This window comes from Marinobacter koreensis (assembly GCF_023156285.1).
In the GTDB taxonomy this organism is placed as follows: Bacteria; Pseudomonadota; Gammaproteobacteria; order Pseudomonadales; family Oleiphilaceae; genus Marinobacter; species Marinobacter koreensis.
In genome coordinates, this window is record NZ_JAKZAJ010000001.1 from 1,024,193 (window position 1) to 1,046,871 (window position 22,679).

Genomic DNA, 22,679 nt, shown 5'->3' on the forward strand with positions numbered 1-22,679 from the left:
TCGTCAGCTTTGGCTATCCGAGTGCAGCTGGCGGGAGATTTCCGCCAGTCTTTCTGTGACCGCCTGACGCTGGGGTGATCCCGCCGGAAGCTTCTCCTGCGCCTGGCGGAGTTGCCGCTGGGCGCTCTCAAGATCGCCCATCAGAGCGTCGTATTCGGCCCTCGCCCTGTGGACGCCCACAATGTTTCTGGCCATTCCCTCTGCTTCTGCGAGTCGCAGCCAGATCTGCTCCTGTTGCGGGAATCGTCTGGTGAGCTCCTTCAGTAAATCTGCGGCTGCGGCACCGTTGTCTGCCGCAATGTCGGTGTTGGCCAGGGTGACGGAGATAGGGTAGTTTCCCGGATTCCGGAACAGCGCCTCCTTGAGCAGCGCTCTGGCCTGGTCGTGTTTCCCTTCATCGTTCAGGACCTGCGCAAGAGACACCTGAAAGGTGATGCGCCCCGGGTTCTTGTCGAGCAGATCCCGCAAGATGGCCTCGGCCTTTTCCGGCTGATTGTTGGCCTGGTAGGCGACAGCCAGGCCGTAACGGATAGCGTGATATTTCCGGGCTTCAGGATGATCCAGATAGGCCTTGAATGTTTCCACCGCAACTTCGGGGGAAGAGGCGTAGTGCACCTGCATACGACTTCGCATCAGGTGATATTCCTGCCCCTCTTTCACATCCAGGTCAGGATACTGTTCAGCCCGGTTACGGGTGTCCGCCACACGATTCTGTGTCAGTGGGTGAGTGGAGAGGTATTCCGGCACCTGATTTCCCTGAAGACGATTCTGCTTCATCATGATTTCAAACATCTGGGGCATGCCGCGGGGATCCATGCCGGCCGATGCCAGGATGTCCATGCCGATCCGGTCCGCCTCTTTCTCGTTGGCCCGGCTATAGGCAAGCATGTTCTGCGCTGACAGGGCCTGGGTACCGGCGATGGCGGCCAAGCCGACATCGGACTGGGTCACGGCAGACAGCACGATTCCGGCGATCATGCCGGCGATGGTCAGTGGCGCGCTGGTTTCCTGCTGCTCCATTCTTCGAGCAAAATGGCGCTGGCTCAGGTGCGCCAGCTCGTGTGCCAGCACAGAGGCGAACTGCTGCTCAGTCACCGCATTCAGGAACAGCCCGCCGTTGACGCCAACGATACCACCGGGCACCGCAAAGGCGTTTATCTGAGGGCTGTCGATCAGCGCGAGGGTGAGATCGCGGTTCTGCAGCGGCGCGGACGGAACGAGGCGGTAGAGAATCGCGTTCAGATAATCGAACACCAGCGGGTCATTGATGCGTGGGGCAGAGCGGCGGATCGATACCAGCACCTGTCGGCCGATGTCGGCTTCCTGCTGCCCGGATAATAGACCGCCACCGGCACCTCCGATGCTCGGCAGGTCCGTTTCCTGGGCCAGCGCCGGAGTGCCTGCCATGAACAGTCCGAGGACCAGGGCGGTGCCTTTGAAGAGTGACCTGCCAAACCGCGTTCGGCCAACGATGTGTCTCATGTAATACGGTCTGCCTCTGATTGCCGTTGACGCTTGGACCCTGTTTTACCACTAAAAGTTCTCTGGGTGGGAGTCTCTGAGCCGAGGTGCAAAGCGAACGATGTCACGGCATAATGCCCGTCTGTCAAATTTGCCAATTGCGATGGTACCCCCTGCTCATGGCTGAACGAACCCTGGATGCATCGGGACTGCGTTGTCCGATGCCTTTGTTGAAAACCAAACTTGAACTCAATGGCATGGCTCCGGGAGACCGGCTGGAAGTCATCGCCACTGATGCCGGCTCGGCCCGGGATATCCCGGCATTTCTGGCGTTATCCAGCCACACGCTTGTCAGCAGCACCGAAGCCGATGGCGAGTACCGGTTTGTGATACAGTGCGGCGGCTAATCCACTGGAGACGTCAATGGTAAGAATTCTACGCGGTCTCGCACACAAATACTTTTCAGATGACGAAGCCGTCATTCTTTCCCTGATACTGGTCACCGGCACCGTCTTTGTCATTCTTTTCGGCGCCATGCTGGCCCCGGCGATTGCGTCGCTGATCGTTGCGTTTATCCTTCAGGGGTTGGTCACCAAGCTGAATCGGCTGGGTGTGCCCGAAACCGTCTCCATTATCGGTGTGTTCCTCGTGTTTCTCGGCGTGCTGGTGGGCTTTCTGTTCGGCCTTCTCCCGCTTGTCTGGACCCAGGTCACCAATCTGGCCGGCGAGGCCCCGCGAATCATCCGCGAAACCCAATCCTACCTGGAGCTGTTGCCGGATCAGTACCCACAGCTGATTTCCGCGGAAGCGGTTGATAGCGTCTACCGGCAGGTTTCCACCGAAGTGGGCAACATGACCCAGTGGCTGGTGTCGTTTTCCCTGTCCAGCATTCCGGATCTTGTGGCGCTGCTGATCTATGTGGTCCTGGTGCCCATCATGGTGTTCTTCTTCCTGAAGGATAAGACCCTGCTACTCGGCTCCATTGCCAAGCTGCTGCCGCCCCAACGCCCATTGATGTTGAAAATCTGGCGTGAGGTCAACCTTCAGTGCGCCAACTATGTCCGTGGTAAGGCGCTGGAGATCCTGATCGTGGGCGGGGCGACCTACATAGCCTTCAAGTTCCTCGGCATGCCCTATGCGGCATTGCTCTCCCTACTGGTCGGCCTAAGCGTGGTTATTCCCTACATTGGCGCTGCCGTCGTCACCATTCCCGTGGCCATGATCGGCCTTTTTGCCTTTGGCTGGGGAACCCACTTCATCTGGGTGATGGTGGTGTACGGAATCATTCAGGGCCTGGACGGTAATGTCCTCGTGCCTCTGCTGTTCTCCGAGGTGAATAATCTGCATCCGGTGGCGATCATTATCGCGGTGCTGTTCTTCGGCGGGATCTGGGGGCTCTGGGGTGTCTTTTTTGCCATCCCGCTGGCAACGCTGCTCAAGGCCGTCTTCTCCGCTTGGCCGGTGAAGGAAACGCCGCCTCCACCGGCCCAGGAAGTCTCCTGAGTCAGCCTCAGAGGGCCTTGACTGCCTCCAGTACTTCGTCGGCGTGGCCCTTGACCTTGACTCCACGCCATTCCTTGCGCAGCACGCCTTCCTTGTCGATCAGGAAGGTGCTGCGTTCGATGCCCAGATGTTCCTTGCCATAAAGCTTTTTGAGTTTGATGACGTCAAACAGCTTGCACAGATCCTCGTCCTTGTCGGAAATCAGGTGAAACGGGAATTCGTGTTTGGCGCGAAAATTCTCGTGAGCCTTCAGTCCATCCCGGGATACGCCGAAAATTTCCGTGTCCAGTTCCACGAAGTCTTTCATTCTGTCCCGGAATTCCTGACCTTCGGTAGTGCAACCGGGCGTGTTGTCCTTCGGATAGAAGTAGATGACAACATTCTTGCCACGGAGGTCGGCCAGGCGAACCTGTTGATCTCCGGTGGCTGCAGCTTCAAAGTCCGGAACGGCTTTGTTCAATTCGACGGATGACATGACATCTCCTTTAATTCCCTTGTGTCAGTTCGAGCCCAACATTACCATATCGGTTTTATTCGGACGGAGTGTTTATGATTACGGGTAGCCTTGTCGCACTGGTCACGCCCATGCACCCCAATGGCGATATCCACTGGGAAGAGCTGGATCGGCTGGTGGACTTTCATATTGAAAACGGCACGCACGGCATTGTCGCCGTGGGCACTACCGGTGAGTCCGCAACCCTGGACCCGGAAGAGCACTGCGAGACCATCGGCCGTATCATAAAACGCGTGGACGGTCGCATTCCTGTGATCGCCGGGACGGGCGGCAACAGCACCCGCGAAGCGATCGAACTCACCACCGAAGCCCATAAGCTCGGGGCAGACGCCTGTCTGCTGGTGGTACCGTACTACAACAAGCCGACTCAGGAAGGCCTTTACCAGCACTTCAAGGCCATTGCCGAGGCCGTGCCCGGCATGAACCAGATGCTGTATAACGTCCCCGGTCGGACAGCTTGCGACATGCTCAACGAGACAGTACTCCGGCTCGCCGATATTCCGAATATTGTGGGCATCAAGGACGCCACGGGCAACATTCCCCGCGGTGCAGAACTGATCGAAGCACTCGATGGTCGGCTTGCTGTGTACTCCGGGGACGATGCCACGGCAGCGGAACTGATGCTCGCCGGCGCCAAGGGTAACGTTTCGGTGACCGCCAATGTGGCGCCCAAGTCCATGGCCCAGCTGTGCGAAGCTGCAGTTGCCGGCAACCGGGAAGAGACTGAGCGTCTCAACGAGCTGCTGATGCCGCTGAACCGCAAGCTGTTCCTCGAAGCCAATCCGATTCCGGTGAAATGGGCGTTGCATCGAATGGGGCTCATCAGCGAGGGCATTCGCCTTCCCCTGACGCCACTGAGTGAAAAATTCCACGCCGAGGTGGAAGAAGCCCTGAAAGCCTCGGGTGTGCTCTGAGGTTGTCGATCCCGTTTCTGAACCGGAGTAGCCGAATGCAGGTTCTTTCTGGAACCCGTCCTGTCCGTCTGTACAAATCGATCGCCCTGGCATCGGGACTGCTGTTGCTGACAGCAGTCTCCGGATGCAGTCTTCTGGAAGACCGCTCCGAGCGTTATGTGGATGCCCCGGAAGGTTCACCGCTTCAGTTGCCGGAGGGGGCCGATGGCTCCCGTCTGCATCAGGTGATGCCAATACGCGAAATCAATACCGCCGAATCCGGAAAACTGTATCCCTCGGCTATTCCCAATCCCCCGGATATGACGTCCGAGATTCTGGACGAAAACTACGTCATCGAAGAGCTCGACGGCCAGACCTGGCTGTTGGTCAACGACGTACCCGGTCGTCTGTGGCCTCAGGCTGTTGCCTACATGAATGAGCGGGGCCTCGGTGTTGCTGAGGACAGCCCCAAACTGGGGCTGATGCAGAGTGAGCTGGCCAATTTCAGCAAACGGGCCCGGGAGATCACGGGCCTCTCCGAATCGCCTTCCCGACAGGAGCCGATGACGGTTATCCAGCTGAAAATGGCTCCGGGTGTGCGTCGGAAGACCACCGAGATTCAGATCCGGCGCCTGCAGATGGACGATCGCCCGGATGGCCTGCAGGCCTGGCCGGACACGGTTCAGCCTTCAGCAGAGGATCTGGCGTTCGAGAAAAAGCTGCTTTCGGATCTGGGCGATTTCCTGAAAGGGCGTGAGGAAAGCAAATCCTTCTCCCGCGCTGCCTCCGGAATGTCGAGTGAGCCACTGGTCAAGCTGGTCACCGAGAACGACGATCCCAAGGCTATCCGTGTGAGCCTGGATTACGGTCGGTCCTGGGCAGAGGTCAAGCGGGCACTGGAGGCCTCTGACATGGCCATTGTCGACCTGAACCGCAGCGAAGGCTGGTTCTACGTCGATTTCAGGACCGCGGACGAGAAGGACCCCGGCTGGTTCTCCTGGTTCACCGACAAGGAAAAGCCTGTGCATACGCACACGGTGCAGCTCCGCAGGCAGGATGATGGTGTCATGGTCACGGCGACCAAACGTCCGGACTACACCGGTGAGCATTCGGCAGCGGATCTGCTGAGCAAACTGTTCGATTCCCTATATTGATCGGAGGGCGTGTGGGCGCCCCCGTTTCGGAGACATCAATGGAAAAGCGCGAAGAACTCTACGCAGGCAAGGCCAAATCCGTCTATCGCACCGACGATCCGAACCGGTTCGTCATGGTGTTCCGGGACGATACGTCGGCGTTTGATGGCCAGAAGAAAGAGCAACTGAACCGCAAGGGCATGGTGAACAACAAGTTCAACGCGTTCATCATGGGAAAGCTGGAGGCCGCCGGTGTGCCGACTCACTTTGAGGGCCTGCTGTCCGATACCGAATCCCTGGTCAAGAAACTCGATATGATTCCGGTGGAGTGCGTGGTTCGTAACATCTCCGCAGGCAGCCTCTGCCGCCGACTGGGCGTTGAAGAGGGCAAGGAACTCAATCCGCCTACCTTTGAATTGTTCCTGAAGAACGACGAACTGCACGATCCCATGGTGAACGATTCTCTCGCTGTGAGCTTTGGCTGGGCCAGCGCTGAGGAACTTGCGCGCATGAAGGAACTCACCTATCAGGTGAACGATGTCCTCAAGAAGCTGTTCGACGATGCCGGCATGCTGCTGGTGGATTACAAGCTGGAATTCGGCCGCAGCGACGGTCAGATTGTTCTCGGTGATGAATTCAGCCCGGATGGCTGTCGTATCTGGGACAAGGAAACCCGGAAGAAAATGGACAAGGATCGTTTTCGCCAGGGACTGGGAGAAGTGATCGAAACCTACGAGGAAGTCGGTCGCCGGCTCGGCATTCAGTTCGACTGATAAGCCCACATACAAAACAGATAACGTAACGGGTGTTCTATGCGTAAAACGATGATGGCAATGGGCGGTGCGCTGGTTATGGCGGCCCCGCTGGCTCAGGCCGACGTGGTCGGCCTCGGCGCTTCGGTAAGCTACTGGGATTCCAGCCTGTCCGGCAAAGCGGTGAATAAGGGGGATGCGGTCAATGTTGATAACGACCTGAACCTGGATAGCGATTCGACGACCAACGCCACGCTTTACCTTGAGCACCCGGTCCCGGTGCTGCCAAACCTCCGACTGAATTACACGCTGATCAAGCAGAGCGGTCGTGGGCAGTTGGGCGCCAATTTTGACAACATCGTGGTGAGTTCCGGTGCAAAGGTTGATTCCGACCTGGATCTTGAACAACTCGACCTGACGTTCTACTACGAAGTTCTCGACAACTGGGTCAATCTGGACCTGGGTCTGACCGCACGGGATCTCTCCGGTGATCTGACGGTTCAGCAGGTTGGAAGTACGGCCGTGAGCAAGACCAGCGTAGATGCCGTGATTCCCATGGGCTACGTCGCGGCCCGGTTTGATCTTCCGCTGACCGGCGTCTCCGTCGGTGGCGAAGGTAATTTTATCGGCTACAGCGGCGATTCCATCCGGGATTTCAACGTCTTCGGACAGTACGCGGTATCCATGCTGCAGCTGCGCGCAGGATATCGTCAGATGGCGATTGATTATGAGGACAGCGACAACCGCCTGGACCTCAAGATCGATGGCCCGTTTATCAGCGCTGGTGTGTCTTTCTAGGGAGCGAACACGTTGAAGATCCTGGTTACCGGAACCGCCGGCTTTATCGGCTTTCACCTGGCGAACCGCCTCCTCGAGAGGGGTGACGAAGTCATTGGTGTGGATAATCTCAATGACTATTATGACGTCAGTCTCAAAGAGGCGCGTCTGGCCGGGCTGAAAAGCCAGGCCGGTTTCACTGAAATCCGTCAGGATGTGGCTGACCGAGAGGTCATGGAGTCGGTGTTCCGGGATCATAAACCGGAAAGGGTGGTTCACCTGGCCGCCCAGGCGGGTGTTCGGTATTCGCTTGAGAACCCCAACGCGTACGTGGATGCCAACCTGGTCGGGTTCATGAACATTCTGGAGGGGTGTCGGCACAACAACGTTGAGCACCTGGTATACGCCTCCAGCAGTTCGGTCTATGGCGCCAACGAATCCATGCCATTCTCCGTACACGACAACGTGGACCATCCACTCAGTCTGTATGCGGCCTCAAAGAAGGCCAACGAACTGATGGCGCACACCTACAGTCACCTGTACAACCTGCCCACCACGGGGCTGAGGTTTTTCACGGTGTACGGCCCCTGGGGGCGTCCGGATATGGCGATGTTCCTGTTCACCCGCAAGATTCTGGCGGGCGAACCGATCGACGTGTTCAACCACGGTCATCACAAGCGGGATTTCACCTACATCGATGACATTGTTGAAGGCGTGGTCCGCACTCTGGACCACATTGCCGAGCCCAATCCCGACTGGAGCGGACAGGCGCCGGACCCGGGCACGAGCAAGGCTCCTTATCGCCTCTACAACATCGGGAGCAATAATCCCGTCGAGCTGTCCCGCTTTATCGAGATCATCGAAGAGCGTACCGGTAAAAAAGCCCAGAAGAACCTGCTGCCCATGCAGCCCGGCGATGTCCCGGCCACTTACGCCAATGTCGATGACCTGATTCAGGACGTGGGGTACAAACCCCAGACTCCCGTGGAGGAGGGCGTTGCCAGGTTCGTGGATTGGTATCGGGATTTCTACAAAGTGTAGTCAACCGGCGCGTTTATACGGAACTCGACGAAAAGGCCGACCATGGAGTCGGCCTTTTCTGTTTCTGGTCACTCAGAATCGCTTGGGAGCAGAGTGATCAGCCTTTCCGGAAGTTCAAAATGGACCTGTTGTTGGCTGAGCGGGCAAGTGAACGCCAGCTGCCACGCCAGCAACTGCAGGGGTACTGCAGCGGCTGTGCCGTAGAGCCGGTCGCCGACAATCGGGTGTCCCAGCGATGCGAGATGACGGCGGATCTGGTGTTTGCGGCCGGTTTCAATGGCCACCCTAACTAGCGTTGTACCGGGAGAGGGAGCCGGCCCTTCCAGGCTGGTCACGCGACTGAGGGCGGGCTTTCCATCCACCGGTGAATCAACCTGCTGATTATCGGCCTGGAATTCGCCGGTCGCCGTCGCCAGGTAGACTTTGGTCATTGTCCTGCCTGAAAAACATTGGGAAAGGGCGCCTGCCGCTTTCGAATCATGGGCTATCAGCATCAAGCCGGCGGCATCGGCGTCCAGGCGGTGGACCAGGTAGCAGGGCTTTCCAAGCTGAATCTCGGCCAGGCGCAGCAGGCTGCAATGATCGCCCCACTGGGACCCCTGTGACAGCAAGCCATGGGGTTTGAACCATACCGAATAGCGTCCCCTGTCCTCCAGGCATTCCGGCGGCTCCGGTTTCCTGGATAATACCGCGCTGTCGTAGAACAGCTGCACACGAGTACCAGGCGAGAGCGCCTGTTTTGCCCGGCGCAGGCGGACCTGCTTGCCTTTGCGGGTCCACCAGCAGGCGCCTTTGGTCATGGCGTCCTTGATTCGCTGCTTGGGAAGGCCCGAGGCGATGCTCAGGGCGTCGACAGCGGTTTGTGGTTGCTCAACGGTGATGTCGGTGGTGGTTCTCATCAGGTGTATCAGTTTGATGGGTTCAAGGGCGCCAGTATAAAGCAAACCGATAGCGACCTGAGCAAACTCCTGGCGTTTATCTGACGTAAGATTGCGTTGTGATGATGCCAAGGTAAGGAGCAATACGATGTACCGACTCGCTGCCCTGTTGTTGTTTCTCTCGCTGACGGGGGGCTGTACCGGAATCCCCGCCGGCGTGCAGCCGGTAACCGGATTTGATCAGGAGCGATACCTCGGAACCTGGTATGAAATTGCGCGGCTGGATCATTCCTTCGAGGAAGGCCTCAGTCAGGTCACCGCCAAATATTCCATGAACGCCGATGGCAGTATTCAGGTGATCAACCGGGGCTACGATGCGGACTCCGGGGAATGGAAAGAGGCCGAAGGCCGAGCCGTCTTTACCGGTGATCCCGGTGTGGCGCACCTCAAGGTATCCTTTTTCGGCCCGTTTTACTCATCCTATGTGGTGTTTGGCCTGGACAAATCCGACTACTCGTATGCTTACGTGAGCGGTTTCGACCACGACTATCTGTGGTTCCTCTCGAGAACTCCGACAGTCAGTGAAAAGGCCATGGAGCGGTTCAAATCCCGGGCGAGAGAGGCAGGCTTTGATCTGGACGAGCTGATCGTCGTGGATCAATCCTCGAACCGCCCGTGACGTCCGGCGCCACTGGCGAATCGCCCGGCGCCCGCGATCGCCTCTTCGAAAACGACCGGATATCCATTCCGGCCTTCCTCCTTCAGCGCATCGGCTTGCGACAGATCCCATTGGTGCCGGGCGGAGGCCAGATCGGCTTTCAGGCACCGCTGAGGAAATCCGGCGATCAGCCTGGCGAGCGCTTCGGCCGCTTCCCGACTCTGGCCATCAGGGACGATTCGGTTCGCTAGGCCGATTCTGTAGGCCTCATCTGCAGACACCGGACGCCCGGTCAGGATCATGTCCAGGGCGTGAGACTGGCCGACAATCCTGGGCAGGCGCACTGTGCCCCCGTCTATCAATGGTACGCCCCAACGGCGACAGAACACGCCGAACACGGCCGATTCCTCGGCTACCCGCAAATCACAGAACAGGGCCAGTTCAAGGCCGCCGGCAACAGCATAACCGGCGACCGCTGCGATCACCGGTTTGGTCAGTTCCATGCGGGTTGGGCCCATGGGTCCCGGACCATCGCCGCTGGGGTCGATCTCATTGCGGGCATCCGGGTCAGCCATCGCGGTCAGATCGGCACCGGAACAGAATGTCCCGTGATCTCCCCAGAGTACCGCAACCCGTAGAGTCTCATCGGACTCGAATTGCTCAAATGCTTCCCGAAGGGCTTTGGCGGTAGCGCGGTCAACGGCGTTTTTCTTTTCAGGGCGGTCCAGGATGATGGTGCAGACAGGGCCCGCGATTTCGGTCCGAACGTTTGAGACAGGCACAGATAAAACCCCCAGTTGTATTTGTACAACAAGGATACGAATCGAGGGAGAACACGCAAAGGATTAAATCGGGAGGGTCGGCAGGATTGGTAGGACCACCCAGATTCGAACTGGGGACCTCTACCATGTCAAGGTAGCGCTCTAACCAACTGAGCTATGGTCCTATCCTGCAACGGGGACGCAGTATACGGATTTTGATGGGGTGGTCAACAGTTTTCGGCAGATTTCCTTTTCCGCATCGCTTCCTTCAGGGCTTTGCTCAGTGCACTCCAGCGGTTCACGATCAGCGCGGCCAGAATCAGCCCGCAGCCAGCCAGCTGCAGCGGGGCCATGGCTTCACCAAACCAGAGCGCAGCGAACACGGCCACCCACACCGGTTCCAGCACCATAATGACGACACCATGGCTGTGCGCCGACAGGCTCTGTGCGTAGGTCTGGACGAAGAAACGGCCCGCGGTACCAATCAGGGCGCTGGCAGCCACCCACCAGATGAGGATGTCCGGTGCACTGGACAACGTGGGGCCCCAGGGTTCCAGCAACGCCGATTCGATCAGTGTAACCAGGCCAACGGTCATCAGAGCGAGTGATGTCAGGGGCAGGGCTGGAACCTTGTGCTTCTCGATGGTTTCGCCCCTGCGGTTCACGACGGTTCGCTGGTTCGCAGCTCGCGTGTTCAGGGTGAAGTAAAGGGCGAAAATACACGCGGCGACGACAAAGAAAATCTGACCAGGTTCCGGCTGGAAACCGTTTTTCAGGGAGAGCAGGGCAAGGCCGCCGATGGCGATGGGAATGGCGAGCCAGGTACTGGCAGGCTGCTCTTCGCCGAACACCAGTCGGGCGATGATGGGCACGATAACCACGCCAAGACTGGTCAGGAATGCACCTTCGCCCATGCTCTTGATATTGATAAGGCCCATGATCCAGAAACTCATGGCAATGCCGAACACCAGACCCACGCCGATGCTTCGGCGAACCTGGTCGAAGCTCAGGCGTCTCAGGGATCGGTGAGCCGCGATGGCCAGGACCAGGCCGGCGGCGAGGAAGCGAAAGGCCATGAACATCAGGGGAGGCATGAGCAGAACCGCTTCTTTTGAAAATATCCAGCTGACGGCAGCCAGCAGGGTTACAACGACGAGAAGCAGATCGGATTTCTGGGCGTTTTGCATGGAGGTTCGCAACCGGTGATCGGGACAGAAAGCCGGTCAATGTATAGTTTGCGAACTAAAAAGGGAAGTAGAAGATGGTCGCATCCTGAAGGCTCGTCCCTGAGCCGGGGCACTCCCTGTAAGCGTCCTACGCCTATCAGTTGTTCAGCGTGGTATAGATCAGGCTGGACATGTACGTCTGGTCAGAACCCGGAACCTCGACGTACTTGTCACCTTTACCCCACAGTTGCCACCAGGCGCGCTGGTAGTAGGTGCGACTGGCGAAATCCACCTGCAGGCCGTTGACGCTGACGTTGTTGATCACCGGCACGGCAGTATTGCCTGTTTCGGTGTTGATCTGGCCGCCATGGGACAAACCTTCACTCATCAACACAGGGTAGTTGTTGTAGTAGAGGCCGTCCGGACCATTCGTGCTCGTCACCTTGCCGCCCAGGGTAATGCTGTTGGAGCAGGAATCGATGCCTTCCGAAGTGGTGGCACCGCAGGCGGAGTGGGTTGGCACTACACCGTCATCGGTTCCGGCAATGAACGGCTTGGTGATGCCACCGTAGGACGAGCCACCGCCCACAAACCGGAGTCTCGGGATGCTGTTGGGGCTGACGGCCAGGTTACGGGCAACGTTGGTCTGAAGATCGTTAACCACGCCCATCTTGCCGGGCTGCGGATCAATGCCGGTGAATGCCTTGACCGCTTCCTTGACGGGCCAGTTGTACCAGCTGTCGTTGTAGGCGATGCTCATCGCCAGGTCGGCCAACTCGGTACCGCCACCGGCACCTGCCAGATCGATGCTTGTCAGTATTTTCAGTGGGGGCAGACCTTCGGCCTGTAGCCAGCGCGCCTGGTTTTCCAGGACATAGCGGGTGACCAGGTCGCCCGTGGAGTGGGTCACCAGGATGCAATAGTTGTTGCACAACCCCTGTTGGCTGATCTGCCGGATTTGCTGGTAGGCCTGTTGAGCGATCTTGCCCTCAACGCGGCCATCACTGGCCCAGTCGATGCGTGCTTCGGCACGGCTCAACCAGAACGCTCGCCAGTTATCCGCCCCGGCTTGCTGCACTTCTTCGAAGCTTTGTGGTGGGTTGGAGAGATCGTCCATCATGAAACCGTGGACGAGGATGACATTGTGGCCGCCCAGCTGGGCCTGGGCCGAACCCGCAAACAGGGATCCGGCGACAGCAACAGCCAGCGCGGCTTTACAGGCACTTCCGATTTTCCTTGTTTTCATAATTGCTCCGTCTTTACTGAGTTATTGTTGTCAAAAGACGTTTTATCCCGCGTTCCGCCACGTAGCGCGACAGACGCTGGTACAGCCCCGGCGTCAGCCGGTACCGGGCAGGGCCCGGTGGATCAGAACTTGTCGGCCAGCTGTTTGAGCAAAACCGCACGCTGTTCTGATTCGGGATTCGCCGCCGGCGTGTCGGTCAGTTGATCCAGGTCCGGTGGCGAAAATCGATAACCGTCATCCGGCCCGAACGCGTAATGGGTTCGGTCACCGGGTTTGTCAGGGAGTTGGCGTAGTTGGATGTGGCGCAGCTGGAGCTGTCCGGACAACGACTGGTTGGCCAGAACGGTACCGTGGGCCCGGAGTTTGAACGTATGAGTGCCGGTGCCCATCTGTTGCTCTTCCTGGAGCTGGGCGATCGGGTTGTCACCGTTATAGAGTTGCGCGGACAGGGCGTAATAACCTGTGTGATCCGGGGCAAAGCTCAGTGGTATCACCAGGTTGTTATTGCTGACGTAGGGTGTGCCAAGCCCCTTGAAATCGCCAAGATCGGGTTCGATGGTCAGAGTGCTGGCGTGACGCACTGGCTTGCCATCGATGTGGGCCTCGACAATCAGGTGGTACTCTCCGGGGGACTGGTCCGAATCGACGGTACCCTCGAAGTAGCCGTTACCCGTTCGATCGAGCGCGGCGGTTGCAACCTGCTTACGATCGGGCTGGGACTCAAGGGTCGCGGTCACCTTATCCGATATCACCTGGGGCCCTTCAATCGACGCCGCAACCAGTATGGGGTCGCCTTTTGTGAAGCGGTATTGGTCCAGGATAACGGTAAAGCTACCGTTGTCACCCAGGGGCAGGGATACCGGCTCGTACCGGTTTCCCTGGTAAGCATCGGCCTGGGCCGGCGTCAGTGGCACCGACCATGGCGGATATTTGACCGTTTGTTCGTACTGCTCAGCTGCGTTGGCGAGCGCGAAGCCGAGAGGGGACGGGGCTGGCTGCTGTTTAGCAGCGGTGGGTGGGGGAGTGGCTCCCTGGTTACTTGCCTGATGAATGACGTTCGCCGACGTGCCCCCGGATTCACGGGTGGCCCAGTCGAACGCGCCTTCGTTGTCGGACGCAAGAAAAATTGAAGTGGCGGCAACGGCCGAGGCGACCGCCGCAAGGACCACAAGCACTTTACCGGCCATGCTACCGATCCTTGTTCTTGTTGTGTCTTCTGATTGAGTGTCCTTCAGAAAACATAACGCTTAATCACGTCGGTCGGCAAAGCTATGGTCGGACAATGTAACAGAATGTGTTCAGGATGTGGGCTGGTTCACGTTATATCGTCGTTGTATGCGTTGCTGCTTGTACGATACATTTCAGCAAAGGGTAACTCTGGCACACTTCGGACGTGAGTGATTCGCCCCGGTAAGGAACGAGAGGACAAACTATGCGGTACCTGCAATCGTTTCACCGTCGCCTCAGGCAGCTTCGAGAGGCAGGGCGCCTTTCCTGTGAAGACGTTGCGCAGATGTGTGGCGTGGATGAACAGCGGGTACGCAGTTGGGAAGCCGATGAAGTGCGCCATCGCAGCTACCCGGGAGTGACGGAGCTGCTGGATCTCTGTCTGAAAACGGAAACCCCGCTGGAAAATCTGGTGGATCTGGAACTGCCCGATGGCGGGGGTCAGCTGGAGTTACCGGGCCTGGCGTTCAGTCAGGCCGACGACCTTTCCGAAGCACTGAAAGAACTGGAGCAGCAACTGGATCGCGTGCAACTGAGCGATTCCGAGCGGGAACTGCTGCGCCGGTTCCGGAAGACATCCCCCGACAACCGGCGCATGGTCCTGCAGTTACTGGGCGGGTAAGTAACCCAAAAGCTCAGCGGTCTTTCTTGTAGATGTTCTCGTAGACGTAGTTGGTGGCTTCCACGAACCCGTCGATACTGCCACAGTCAAACCGGCGTCCCTTGAACTGATAGGCCAGGACACAACCATTCTTTGCCTGCTCCAGAAGCGCGTCGGTGATCTGTACCTCACCATTCTTACCCGCCGGGGTGCGTTCCAGAATATCGAAGATGTCCGGCGTCAGGATATAGCGGCCAATGATCGCCAGGTTGCTGGGCGCATCTTCGGGAGCGGGCTTCTCGACCATGTCGGTAATCCGGAACAAGCCGTCCTTCATGGAATCGCCGGCAATCACGCCATACTTGTGGGTCTCGTCTTCGGGTACTTCCTCGATGGCAACGATCGAGCACCGGAACTGGTTGTACAGCTTGACCATCTGGGCCAATACGCCGTCACCATCTTCCGGGCCGAGGCAGAAGTCGTCGGCAAGCACCACCGCAAAAGGATTGTCGCCCACAAGGTTCCGGCCGGTCAGAATGGCGTGGCCCAGCCCCTTCATTTCGTTCTGACGGGTAAAGGCAAAGGTGTTGTTGTTGATCAGGTCACGGATTGACGTCAGCAGATCCTCTTTCCCGGAGCCTGCAATCTGGTGCTCCAACTCATAGCTGATGTCAAAGTGGTCCTCGATGGCGCGTTTGCCCCGACCAGTGACAAAACCGAATTCGTGGATGCCAGCCGCGGCAGCTTCCTCCACGCCATACTGAACCAGCGGCTTGTTCACCACCGGCAGAATTTCTTTCGGCATGGCCTTGGTAGCCGGAAGGAACCGGGTGCCGTAGCCGGCTACGGGGAACAGACATTTTTTGATCATTCCAGTCGTCCTTAAATTTTGGCGCAGGTCATTCGCTATCCGTTTGCGCGTGTATCTGAACTGGTACAAACACAAAGTGTGCCGAGTTTACCTCAATTGAGCTTCCGAAATGCAGGGGCAGAGGGAGTAATTGGAAAATGATTAATGTTTTCGACAGGTTAGTGTAAATGCACTTAATGTGTCGCTTCAGAGATCCTGTATAGAGTACTGAATTCCGGATTAAAATTGTAACCTTTGGCAACGAGCCCTGTACCCGTTGCCAGCCTTCTTATATAACAGCTTCGTTATTTTCAATTCGGTGACGAGGCAGTGGTGTGCACAGGCTCAAGACGTTTGCACTGATTGCGTGCATGATTGCGCCCGGGGAGGCTTTGGCGGGCCTGCCTCATATTGCCGCGGGAAAATGGATTTCTGAAGCGTCCAGTGTGCTTGATGCCGTCAATGAATATCTGGCTCCCCGGCTGTCCGTTACCGGTGATTCGCTCCAGAGTAGTGACCAGACAGCCGATGATCTGAACGTCAGCGGCGCCGGAATCATCTGGTCACAGCATACCCTGGATCTGCATCTCCGCGATTCCGCCTCCCGAAAAAGCGGCCACGGGCAGAAGTCACTGTCGCTCAATTATGCGATGCCGCTGGTCGGCAACCACGTTCAGTTGGCCCTGGAAGATCGTCAATACCGGGGGGTCCTGCAAGCAACCGATCGGCAGCTCGATACCAGTGGGAATTACAACGGATTCCGGTTTTCTGCATCCCGCTCTCTCGGTTCGGTCGGTGGCATCGAACTGCGACAGATTATTCGTCATTCCGGCAGTGAGACAAGTGAGTACGAGGATTCAGAGTGGAAAAGCGATTCTTCCCGCCAGCAGAGCAGTCTGGGCTTTCAGTGCTCCGGGGAAGGAACCTTGCGGGGTGGATTCTCGGCGTCAGCTCAGGTCGCCGCCTTGGGGGGGCTTGAGTACGAGCGAGTCGAGAGCAGCGACAGTCAGATTTCGAACCGGACCCGGTATCAGAAGGTGGCGTTCTCGGCGTCCGTTCGTCGACAGTGGCAGCGTTGGGAACTTGCGGTTCGTGGACGCTATCAGGTCGCACCTGACGATCTGCCGGATTCTGAACGGATCCAGGTAGGTGGCTCCGGTCTTGTGTCCGGATTTAACGGTCAGACTGCCTATGGATCGGAAGGTGGGTGGGTTCGCCTGAATGCGGCGAGCCCTGTCTACGAAGTACCCTTCACGGACCGTTTCCGATCAACCCTCTCCCTGTCCGTGATGCGCGGGTGGTCGCCGGTCGGTGTCCAGCAGCAAAGGCGCTTTGCCGGTGTCAGTGCCGGTGAAATTTCCCTGAACCTGCGTTCCAGAGGTTTCATCGCCAATGTGACCATGGGGCGTCTCATTGATTCCGACCGACCTGACCTGACTATCCCGGACCATCCTGATGTTTCCCTGTCTCTGAGCCTTGGCATCTGAACATTCTGACGGCTCTTACCAAGATGTCACTTGTGGCGCTCTGTGACTCTAGTGATAGAGTCAAGGTACAGAGAACAGGGAGTTTTCAGAATGAAATTTGGGAATTTCAGGATTTTTTTCTCAACGTTTGCGCTGCTGGTGCTATCCGGTCCTGTCAGTGCATTCGGTTTTGGGGATGTGGTTGAGCGTGCTGAAACCCTGGCCAAGTCCGAATATCGCGCGCCCAAGCCCGCGCCGGAGTTTCTCCGGAAACTCAGCTATGACGACTACCAGTCTATTCGCTTTCGTCCGGAGGCCAGCCTTTGGCGCGGCGGCGACACCCGCTTCCATGTGATGATGTTGCCGACCGGCAGCTTCTATCGGTATCCGGTCAAGCTTCATCAGATTGATCGGGAGGGCGTGCACGCCCTGAATTTCGACAAATCACTGTTCGATTACCCGAATCCCGAATTGGAGAAGCGTGTACCTGCGGATCTGGGTTATGCAGGCTTTAAACTGACCTACCCGCTGTCCAGGCCCAACGTCCGGAACCAGTTCCTGGTGTTCGGGGGCGCCAGCTATTTCCGGGGTGTCGGGGCCGGGCAACGATTTGGACTGTCTGCACGGGGCATTGCCGTGGATACCGGGCTCTCATCCGGTGAGGAGTTTCCAATTTTCCGGGAATTCTGGCTGGAGCGTCCCAAAGGCGGCAGTGACGTCATGGTGGTTTACGGGCTTCTGGATGGGCCCAGCCTGACTGGCGCCTACCGATTTGAAGTTCATCCCGGCAAGGCGCTGACAATGGATGTCCGGGCGCGGCTTTTTTTCCGCTCCAGGGTTACACAGCTTGGCCTGGCGCCGCTGACGTCCATGTTCTTCTATGGCGAGAATTCCATCCGACCTCTGGGCCAATGGCGCCCGGAGGTACACGACTCCGATGGCCTGCTTATTCACGACAAGGAAACCGGGGAATGGCTCTGGCGCCCACTGCTCAACCCGTCCGAACTGCAGATGGGATTTCATCAGGTCAAGGGCCTTGGAGGGTTCGGGCTTCTCCAGCGCGATCCTGAGTTTGCCCGTTTCGAAGATACTGAGGCACGCTACGATCTCCGGCCAAGCGCCTGGGTAAAACCCGGTGAAGATTGGGGCAGCGGTGAAGTGGTTCTGGTCGAGATCCCGTCCGAATCCGAGATTAACGACAACATTGTCGCGTTCTGGAAACCCCGGCAGGAGGTGTCGGCCGGAGAAACCCGGGACATGAGTTATTCGGTGGCATTTGGAGGGCCGGATGTCCCCGCCAGTCCCATGGCGCGGGCAGTCAGGACCTTCGTTGGCGATGGGGCTCAGCCCGGCGGTGGCGACGCAGATGGCGCTTATCGGTTTGTGGTGGATTTCGAGGGTGGCCCACTGGCAAAAATGAAGCCCGATGCCGCAGTAGTCAGCGAGGTCAGTGCCTCGGGCGATGCCGAGGTGCTGGAACACTTTGCCGAATATGTTGATGCCCGCCACGGCTGGCGACTGTCAGTGCTGGCAAAACCGGCGGAGGGAAAGACACTGGAACTCAGGGCCTCGCTGAACCTGGACGGCAAACCGGTCAGCGAAACCTGGACATACCAGTTGGGGCCAAAGAACGATCTTCGAAAAAACAACCGTCAATGACGTTTTCCAGGGAGGGAAGAGCAGAATGGCCGAGATAGTTTTCCAGGAAGTATTCAACCGGATCTTTACGTACCTGCGCGAAGCAGGTGTTGAGATGACTGCAAACACTTACCGGAGTCTCCTGCATCTGATTGACGATGCGGTGGAGCAAAACCGCGAGCGAGGAGATCACGAACAGCTCCTGTCGATCGCCGTGGACCTGATCCCGCGGTATTTCGATTTGCCTTCGTTTGATACCCCGGATCCCTGTCCACCGATTTGCCGGGCCAGCATTGGGTATGGTGGAAATGACTGAGTCCGGTCGTATGGGCGCTAACAAAGCGTCACATCGCTGGCGCCACATTGCCGGGATCCGGCGTGTGCTCCTGATCGTGTTGCTGGCCGGCCAGACGCTCGCGGCCTGCTATTACCTCCTGGGTGTGCTTCCCTACCACGGTGGGACCTGGCTGGAGTTGGCGATCCTGGGGCTATTTGCCCTGCTGTATACCTGGATCGCCGTGGGATTCTGGATCGCGGTATTCGGATTTATTGTGAGGCTCACCGGTGGCGACCGGCATTCCCTGATGCGCCGGCACAGTGCCGAGACAATTGCCAAGACCAGCCTGGCGCGAACCGCTGTTGTCATGCCCGTTTATCACGAACCGGTTCACTGGACCCTGAGTGGTCTCAAGGCCGTCTATCGTGATCTTGAACGGCGGGGGCAGATCGAGAATTTCGATTTTTTCATTCTGTCGGACAGCCGGAACCCGGACATATGGCTGGAAGAACAGGCAGCCTGGCAGCGTTTGGCGACTGAATTGGGGGCCGAGGGCCGCTTTTTCTATCGGCGCCGGTCCGTCAACCTCAACTACAAGAGCGGCAACATTGCCGATTTTCTCAGGCGCTGGGGGAAACGCTACGAATACATGGTGGTTCTGGACGCGGATAGCCTGATCAGCGGAAAAACCGTCACCAGAATGGTCCAGCTGATGGAGTTGGAGCCCCAGGTCGGAATTCTGCAGACCAATCCCAACATCATCAACGGTCAATCCCTGTTTGCCAGAATTCAGCAATTTGCCAACCGATTTTATTCGCCGTTGTTTTCAACGGGCCTGGCTGCGATCCAGATGGGAGATGCCGCGTTCTGGGGGCATAATGCCATCCTCCGGGTCCGGCCCTTCATGCGTTACTGCGGACTCAGAAAACTGAGAGGGCCGGGTATTTTCGGCGGGCCCATCATGAGTCACGATTTCGTGGAGGCGGCCTACATGGGGCGGGCCGGGTACGAAGTCTGGCTCGAACCCGGACTGGAAGAGAGTTTCGAGGAGTCGCCGCCGACCCTGACGGACGAACTCATGCGCGACAATCGTTGGGCCAAGGGTAATCTGCAGCATTTCTGGCTGCTGATAACGGCGCCCGGGATCCGGTTCGCTCACCGGATGGCGTTTCTGAACGGCATTATGGCCTATGTGGCGTCACCGCTCTGGCTTCTGTTCCTTGCGTGTACCACCATTGAAGCCGCCCGGATGACACTGTCTCCGATCGACTACTTCCCCGAGGGGCATCAGGGGCTATTCCCCCTGTGGCCGGAATGGCGTCCCGAATGGGCCCTGGCGCTGGCATTGAGCACGGCAGCGCTGTTGTTCCTGCCGAAGTTTCTGGCCCTGACGGACGCTCTTTTGCACCGCCTGTCGAGCGGATTCGGGGGATTCCTGCGGTTAACCCTGAGTGTACTGCTGGAGATTGCAGTCTCGGTTTTGCTGGCTCCCCTGAGGATGCTGGCCCACAGTCGGTTTGTCCTTGCGGCACTTCTGAATGTGTCCCTGAAATGGGCGGGACAGAACCGAACGGAGGAAACCACCTGGTCCGAAGCCTTCCGCAGTCAGATGTGGGGGATGCTCATTGGTGCGGGATGGTCGGCGTTCGCCTGGTCCCTGGACCGGTTGTTCTTTTTCTGGTCGTTGCCCGTCGCCATTCCCCTGATACTCGCCGTTCCCACGTCGGTTCTGCTCAGCCGTGTATCCCTGGGCCAGTGGATGAAACGCCGGAAGCTGCTGCTGATCCCCGAAGAGCAGGCCACCATAGAGGTTCTTCGGGACTCGACGGCGTTCCGGTCTGAGATCAATACCGACAGCGCCCTGCGGCCAGTGGAACGAGCCATCCTGAGTCCCGATTCGAATCGGTTGCATGTATTTCTGGCTCGTGACCATAAAGCAGCCGTTCGCCGGAGAACCTTGGATTCATCAGTGCGTCGCTGCCTGTCAGAAGGGCCGGACGCACTATCCTCGCTGGACCTCAGTCAGCTGATGCAGGACCGGCGAGCGCTTGCACAACTTCATCAACAGGCATGGCGTGCCAGTCCGGAAAGCTACTGGGGGCAGTGTATCAAGCGCCTGGCGCATTCAGCGGATTCGTAACGAAATTCCCGGACAACCTTTACGATTGGGAGGCATTGGATGGACCGAAGAACGCTTTTGAAAATGCTGTTGATCTCGGTGGGAAGTTACAGCGTTCCGATTGTCACGTTTGGCCGCACCGAAAACCCGCCCGGTCCGGTGCCGAAGGACGCCTCGGCGTTCAGCTATGCCTGGCTCAAGGGACTGGCCCGCCATAAAGCCGGCATGCCATACCAGGATCATGAAGGCGATATCCCGGATTCATTGAAAAAACTGGGCTGGGATGATTATCAGGCGATCCGCTTCCGTAAAGAAAAGGCACTCTGGAGGAACCAGCCTTCCGACTTTCAGATCCAGCTGTTCCACCTGGGGCTGTATTTCCAGGCCCCAGTTCAGATTTTTGAAGTTGTGGGTGAGAACGCGACGGAACTTGCCTATGATCCGGATTATTTCACCTATTCGGGAGAACAGCCGCTGGGCGACCTGCCTGACGACCTCGGGTTTGCCGGTTTCCGGGTGCACTACCACACCAATTTTTCACTCGATCTCGCATCCTTTCTGGGGGCCAGCTATTTCCGCGCCGTAGGTGCTGAAAAGCAATACGGTATGTCGGCACGCGGATTGGCCATCGACACGGGTACTGGCGCACAGGAAGAGTTCCCAAGGTTTACCGCCTTTTGGCTGGAACGTCCCGCAGAGGATCAGACGTTTCTGCGCGTATGGGCATTGCTCGACTCGCCCAGCGTCACTGGCGCCTACGCCTTTGTCATCGATCCGGGCAGGAATCTGGTGATGGATGTGGACGTTGCGCTCTATCCCCGCCGGACAATCCAGCGCGTCGGCATTGCGCCTCTGACCAGCATGTATCAGGTAGGTGAGAATAACCGTCGCATGGATTACGACTGGCGCCCGGAAATCCATGATTCCGATGGCCTTTCGATGCACACCGGCAGTGGCGAATGGCTCTGGCGGCCGCTCGTAAACCCGGAGAAGCTGCGTTTCAGCAGTTTTCAGGATGTGAGTCCCAAGGGGTTCGGCCTGTTACAGAGAGATCGCGATTTCGACCACTACCAGGACGATGGCGTTTTCTACGATCGCAGGCCGAGCGTCTGGGTAGAGCCGTCATCGGGCTGGGGTAAAGGCAGTATCGACCTCGTTGAGATCCCGACGGTCGATGAGACCTTCGACAATATCGTTGCCTTCTGGCATCCGGAGCAGCCGCTTGAGGCGAATCAGGAATACCTGTTGGCCTACCGGTTACACTGGGGGGCGAACGTTACTAACGAGCCGGGGGAGCTGGCCAGAGTAAAGGCGACCCGAACCGGGCTGGGGGGCGTTGTAGGCCAGAAAAGGACGTATTTTTCCTGGCGGTTTGCCGTGGATTTTGCGGGCGGTCCGCTCGCACTCCTGGCGAAAGACGCCCGCGTTGTCCCGGTAATTTCGGCCAGCCGGGGCAGGGTGGAAATTACCTCCGCCAGACCGCTGGCGTCGATTCAGGGATACCGGGCGATGTTCGACCTGGTGCCGGATGACTCGGAGGAGCCCATCGAGCTTCGGATGTATCTGAGTCTTGATGATGAACCGTTGACCGAAACCTGGCTGTATCAGTACTCGCCCCCGGGAATGGCAGACCGGAAGCTCTACAATTCCTGATCGGTGTGTTGACAATCGTTCGAAGCGACGCTCGGTATTGTTGACAATATTAAGGTCAGGGCGTA

General features: G+C 57.9%; 22 protein-coding genes and 1 tRNA gene. 14 read left to right on the forward strand and 9 right to left on the reverse strand.

Annotated features, from left to right (window positions below; all coding sequences use genetic code 11):
• Window positions 1–3 precede the first annotated feature (3 nt).
• Window positions 4–1,482 (reverse strand): M48 family metalloprotease, encoded by a 1,479-nt coding sequence (locus tag MLD04_RS04950; protein WP_379883379.1) that lies wholly within the window; start codon window positions 1,480–1,482, stop codon window positions 4–6.
• A 158-nt stretch (window positions 1,483–1,640) separates the two neighbouring features.
• Here MLD04_RS04950 and MLD04_RS04955 point away from each other — a divergent pair, with 158 nt between their 5' ends.
• Entirely contained in the window at window positions 1,641–1,868 is a 228-nt protein-coding gene (locus MLD04_RS04955; protein WP_040886711.1) for a sulfurtransferase TusA family protein, read from the forward strand.
• Window positions 1,869–1,884: 16 nt separating this feature from the next.
• Window positions 1,885–2,964, forward strand: coding sequence for an AI-2E family transporter (locus MLD04_RS04960; RefSeq protein WP_248155289.1), 1,080 nt, complete (start codon window positions 1,885–1,887; stop codon window positions 2,962–2,964).
• 7 nt (window positions 2,965–2,971) lie between these two features.
• On the opposite strand, the gene MLD04_RS04965 is transcribed toward MLD04_RS04960, so the two are convergent.
• Window positions 2,972–3,439: a peroxiredoxin gene (locus tag MLD04_RS04965; protein ID WP_248155291.1), complete on the reverse strand. Its 468-nt coding sequence runs from the start codon at window positions 3,437–3,439 to the stop codon at window positions 2,972–2,974.
• Between the two features lie 74 nt (window positions 3,440–3,513).
• Here MLD04_RS04965 and dapA point away from each other — a divergent pair, with 74 nt between their 5' ends.
• The 5 genes from dapA to MLD04_RS04990 are packed head-to-tail and all read left to right on the forward strand — an operon-like array spanning window position 3,514 to window position 8,074.
• Window positions 3,514–4,392, forward strand: coding sequence for a 4-hydroxy-tetrahydrodipicolinate synthase (gene dapA / locus MLD04_RS04970; RefSeq protein WP_248155293.1), 879 nt, complete (start codon window positions 3,514–3,516; stop codon window positions 4,390–4,392).
• Window positions 4,393–4,427: 35 nt separating this feature from the next.
• On the forward strand, window positions 4,428–5,525 hold the full coding sequence (gene bamC, locus MLD04_RS04975; protein WP_248155295.1) for an NlpB/DapX family lipoprotein: 1,098 nt from the start codon (window positions 4,428–4,430) through the stop codon (window positions 5,523–5,525).
• A gap of 38 nt (window positions 5,526–5,563) precedes the next feature.
• On the forward strand, window positions 5,564–6,277 hold the full coding sequence (gene purC / locus MLD04_RS04980) for a phosphoribosylaminoimidazolesuccinocarboxamide synthase (protein WP_248155297.1): 714 nt from the start codon (window positions 5,564–5,566) through the stop codon (window positions 6,275–6,277).
• A 39-nt stretch (window positions 6,278–6,316) separates the two neighbouring features.
• Window positions 6,317–7,054, forward strand: coding sequence for a TIGR04219 family outer membrane beta-barrel protein (locus MLD04_RS04985; RefSeq protein ID WP_248155299.1), 738 nt, complete (start codon window positions 6,317–6,319; stop codon window positions 7,052–7,054).
• Between the two features lie 12 nt (window positions 7,055–7,066).
• The gene (locus MLD04_RS04990) at window positions 7,067–8,074 is read left to right on the forward strand and encodes an NAD-dependent epimerase (protein ID WP_248155301.1); all 1,008 of its coding nucleotides are present in this window, start codon (window positions 7,067–7,069) and stop codon (window positions 8,072–8,074) included.
• 68 nt (window positions 8,075–8,142) lie between these two features.
• On the opposite strand, the gene MLD04_RS04995 is transcribed toward MLD04_RS04990, so the two are convergent.
• Window positions 8,143–8,973: an RluA family pseudouridine synthase gene (locus MLD04_RS04995; protein ID WP_248155303.1), complete on the reverse strand. Its 831-nt coding sequence runs from the start codon at window positions 8,971–8,973 to the stop codon at window positions 8,143–8,145.
• A 127-nt stretch (window positions 8,974–9,100) separates the two neighbouring features.
• Here MLD04_RS04995 and MLD04_RS05000 point away from each other — a divergent pair, with 127 nt between their 5' ends.
• A complete protein-coding gene (locus tag MLD04_RS05000) occupies window positions 9,101–9,631 on the forward strand; it encodes a lipocalin family protein (protein WP_248155305.1) in 531 nt (176 codons plus the stop codon).
• On the opposite strand, the gene MLD04_RS05005 is transcribed toward MLD04_RS05000, so the two are convergent.
• The 5 genes from MLD04_RS05005 to MLD04_RS05025 all read right to left on the reverse strand — a co-directional run bounded on the left by MLD04_RS05005 (window position 9,610) and on the right by MLD04_RS05025 (window position 13,970).
• Window positions 9,610–10,392, reverse strand: a complete 783-nt coding sequence (locus MLD04_RS05005; RefSeq protein WP_248155307.1) for a crotonase/enoyl-CoA hydratase family protein — start codon at window positions 10,390–10,392, stop codon at window positions 9,610–9,612. The genes MLD04_RS05000 and MLD04_RS05005 overlap by 22 nt on opposite strands.
• Window positions 10,393–10,479: 87 nt before the next feature.
• Window positions 10,480–10,556 (reverse strand) — tRNA-Val (locus MLD04_RS05010).
• A 42-nt stretch (window positions 10,557–10,598) separates the two neighbouring features.
• Window positions 10,599–11,558 carry a DMT family transporter gene (locus tag MLD04_RS05015; RefSeq protein ID WP_248155309.1) on the reverse strand — a complete coding sequence of 320 codons (960 nt, stop codon included), beginning with the start codon at window positions 11,556–11,558 and terminating at the stop codon, window positions 10,599–10,601.
• Window positions 11,559–11,694: 136 nt separating this feature from the next.
• Window positions 11,695–12,783, reverse strand: coding sequence for a hypothetical protein (locus MLD04_RS05020; RefSeq protein ID WP_248155311.1), 1,089 nt, complete (start codon window positions 12,781–12,783; stop codon window positions 11,695–11,697).
• Between the two features lie 122 nt (window positions 12,784–12,905).
• Entirely contained in the window at window positions 12,906–13,970 is a 1,065-nt protein-coding gene (locus MLD04_RS05025; RefSeq protein ID WP_248155313.1) for a hypothetical protein, read from the reverse strand.
• A gap of 245 nt (window positions 13,971–14,215) precedes the next feature.
• Between MLD04_RS05025 and MLD04_RS05030 the strand changes: the two genes are divergently transcribed.
• Window positions 14,216–14,632 (forward strand): helix-turn-helix transcriptional regulator, encoded by a 417-nt coding sequence (locus MLD04_RS05030; protein WP_248155315.1) that lies wholly within the window; start codon window positions 14,216–14,218, stop codon window positions 14,630–14,632.
• A 13-nt stretch (window positions 14,633–14,645) separates the two neighbouring features.
• On the opposite strand, the gene galU is transcribed toward MLD04_RS05030, so the two are convergent.
• Window positions 14,646–15,482, reverse strand: coding sequence for a UTP--glucose-1-phosphate uridylyltransferase GalU (galU, locus tag MLD04_RS05035; RefSeq protein ID WP_248155318.1), 837 nt, complete (start codon window positions 15,480–15,482; stop codon window positions 14,646–14,648).
• Between the two features lie 314 nt (window positions 15,483–15,796).
• Between galU and MLD04_RS05040 the strand changes: the two genes are divergently transcribed.
• The 5 genes from MLD04_RS05040 to MLD04_RS05060 all read left to right on the forward strand — a co-directional run bounded on the left by MLD04_RS05040 (window position 15,797) and on the right by MLD04_RS05060 (window position 22,614).
• On the forward strand, window positions 15,797–16,948 hold the full coding sequence (locus MLD04_RS05040) for a ShlB/FhaC/HecB family hemolysin secretion/activation protein (RefSeq protein ID WP_248155320.1): 1,152 nt from the start codon (window positions 15,797–15,799) through the stop codon (window positions 16,946–16,948).
• Window positions 16,949–17,038: 90 nt separating this feature from the next.
• Window positions 17,039–18,586, forward strand: coding sequence for a glucan biosynthesis protein G (locus MLD04_RS05045; RefSeq protein ID WP_248155322.1), 1,548 nt, complete (start codon window positions 17,039–17,041; stop codon window positions 18,584–18,586).
• Between the two features lie 25 nt (window positions 18,587–18,611).
• The gene (locus tag MLD04_RS05050; RefSeq protein WP_248155324.1) at window positions 18,612–18,881 is read left to right on the forward strand and encodes a hypothetical protein; all 270 of its coding nucleotides are present in this window, start codon (window positions 18,612–18,614) and stop codon (window positions 18,879–18,881) included.
• A gap of 10 nt (window positions 18,882–18,891) precedes the next feature.
• Entirely contained in the window at window positions 18,892–20,982 is a 2,091-nt protein-coding gene (mdoH, locus tag MLD04_RS05055) for a glucans biosynthesis glucosyltransferase MdoH (RefSeq protein WP_248155326.1), read from the forward strand.
• Between the two features lie 39 nt (window positions 20,983–21,021).
• Window positions 21,022–22,614: an OpgD/OpgG family glucan biosynthesis protein gene (locus tag MLD04_RS05060; RefSeq protein ID WP_248155328.1), complete on the forward strand. Its 1,593-nt coding sequence runs from the start codon at window positions 21,022–21,024 to the stop codon at window positions 22,612–22,614.
• Window positions 22,615–22,679: the final 65 nt, after the last annotated feature.

Bases quoted from the DNA above. Each gene is read 5' to 3' on its own strand.
- MLD04_RS04960 (WP_248155289.1), top strand. From the start codon at position 1,885: ATGGTAAGAATTCTACGCGGTCTCGCACACAAATACTTTTCAGATGAC.
- dapA (WP_248155293.1), top strand. From the start codon at position 3,514: ATGATTACGGGTAGCCTTGTCGCACTGGTCACGCCCATGCACCCCAAT.
- mdoH (WP_248155326.1), top strand. From the start codon at position 18,892: ATGGGCGCTAACAAAGCGTCACATCGCTGGCGCCACATTGCCGGGATC.
- MLD04_RS05015 (WP_248155309.1), bottom strand. From the start codon at position 11,558: ATGCAAAACGCCCAGAAATCCGATCTGCTTCTCGTCGTTGTAACCCTG.
- MLD04_RS05060 (WP_248155328.1), top strand. From the start codon at position 21,022: ATGGACCGAAGAACGCTTTTGAAAATGCTGTTGATCTCGGTGGGAAGT.
- MLD04_RS05045 (WP_248155322.1), top strand. From the start codon at position 17,039: ATGAAATTTGGGAATTTCAGGATTTTTTTCTCAACGTTTGCGCTGCTG.
- MLD04_RS05000 (WP_248155305.1), top strand. From the start codon at position 9,101: ATGTACCGACTCGCTGCCCTGTTGTTGTTTCTCTCGCTGACGGGGGGC.
- MLD04_RS05030 (WP_248155315.1), top strand. From the start codon at position 14,216: ATGCGGTACCTGCAATCGTTTCACCGTCGCCTCAGGCAGCTTCGAGAG.
- MLD04_RS05020 (WP_248155311.1), bottom strand. From the start codon at position 12,783: ATGAAAACAAGGAAAATCGGAAGTGCCTGTAAAGCCGCGCTGGCTGTT.
- MLD04_RS04995 (WP_248155303.1), bottom strand. From the start codon at position 8,973: ATGAGAACCACCACCGACATCACCGTTGAGCAACCACAAACCGCTGTC.
- MLD04_RS04985 (WP_248155299.1), top strand. From the start codon at position 6,317: ATGCGTAAAACGATGATGGCAATGGGCGGTGCGCTGGTTATGGCGGCC.
- MLD04_RS04965 (WP_248155291.1), bottom strand. From the start codon at position 3,439: ATGTCATCCGTCGAATTGAACAAAGCCGTTCCGGACTTTGAAGCTGCA.
- purC (WP_248155297.1), top strand. From the start codon at position 5,564: ATGGAAAAGCGCGAAGAACTCTACGCAGGCAAGGCCAAATCCGTCTAT.
- bamC (WP_248155295.1), top strand. From the start codon at position 4,428: ATGCAGGTTCTTTCTGGAACCCGTCCTGTCCGTCTGTACAAATCGATC.
- MLD04_RS04950 (WP_379883379.1), bottom strand. From the start codon at position 1,482: ATGAGACACATCGTTGGCCGAACGCGGTTTGGCAGGTCACTCTTCAAA.
- MLD04_RS04955 (WP_040886711.1), top strand. From the start codon at position 1,641: ATGGCTGAACGAACCCTGGATGCATCGGGACTGCGTTGTCCGATGCCT.
- MLD04_RS05025 (WP_248155313.1), bottom strand. From the start codon at position 13,970: ATGGCCGGTAAAGTGCTTGTGGTCCTTGCGGCGGTCGCCTCGGCCGTT.
- MLD04_RS05050 (WP_248155324.1), top strand. From the start codon at position 18,612: ATGGCCGAGATAGTTTTCCAGGAAGTATTCAACCGGATCTTTACGTAC.
- galU (WP_248155318.1), bottom strand. From the start codon at position 15,482: ATGATCAAAAAATGTCTGTTCCCCGTAGCCGGCTACGGCACCCGGTTC.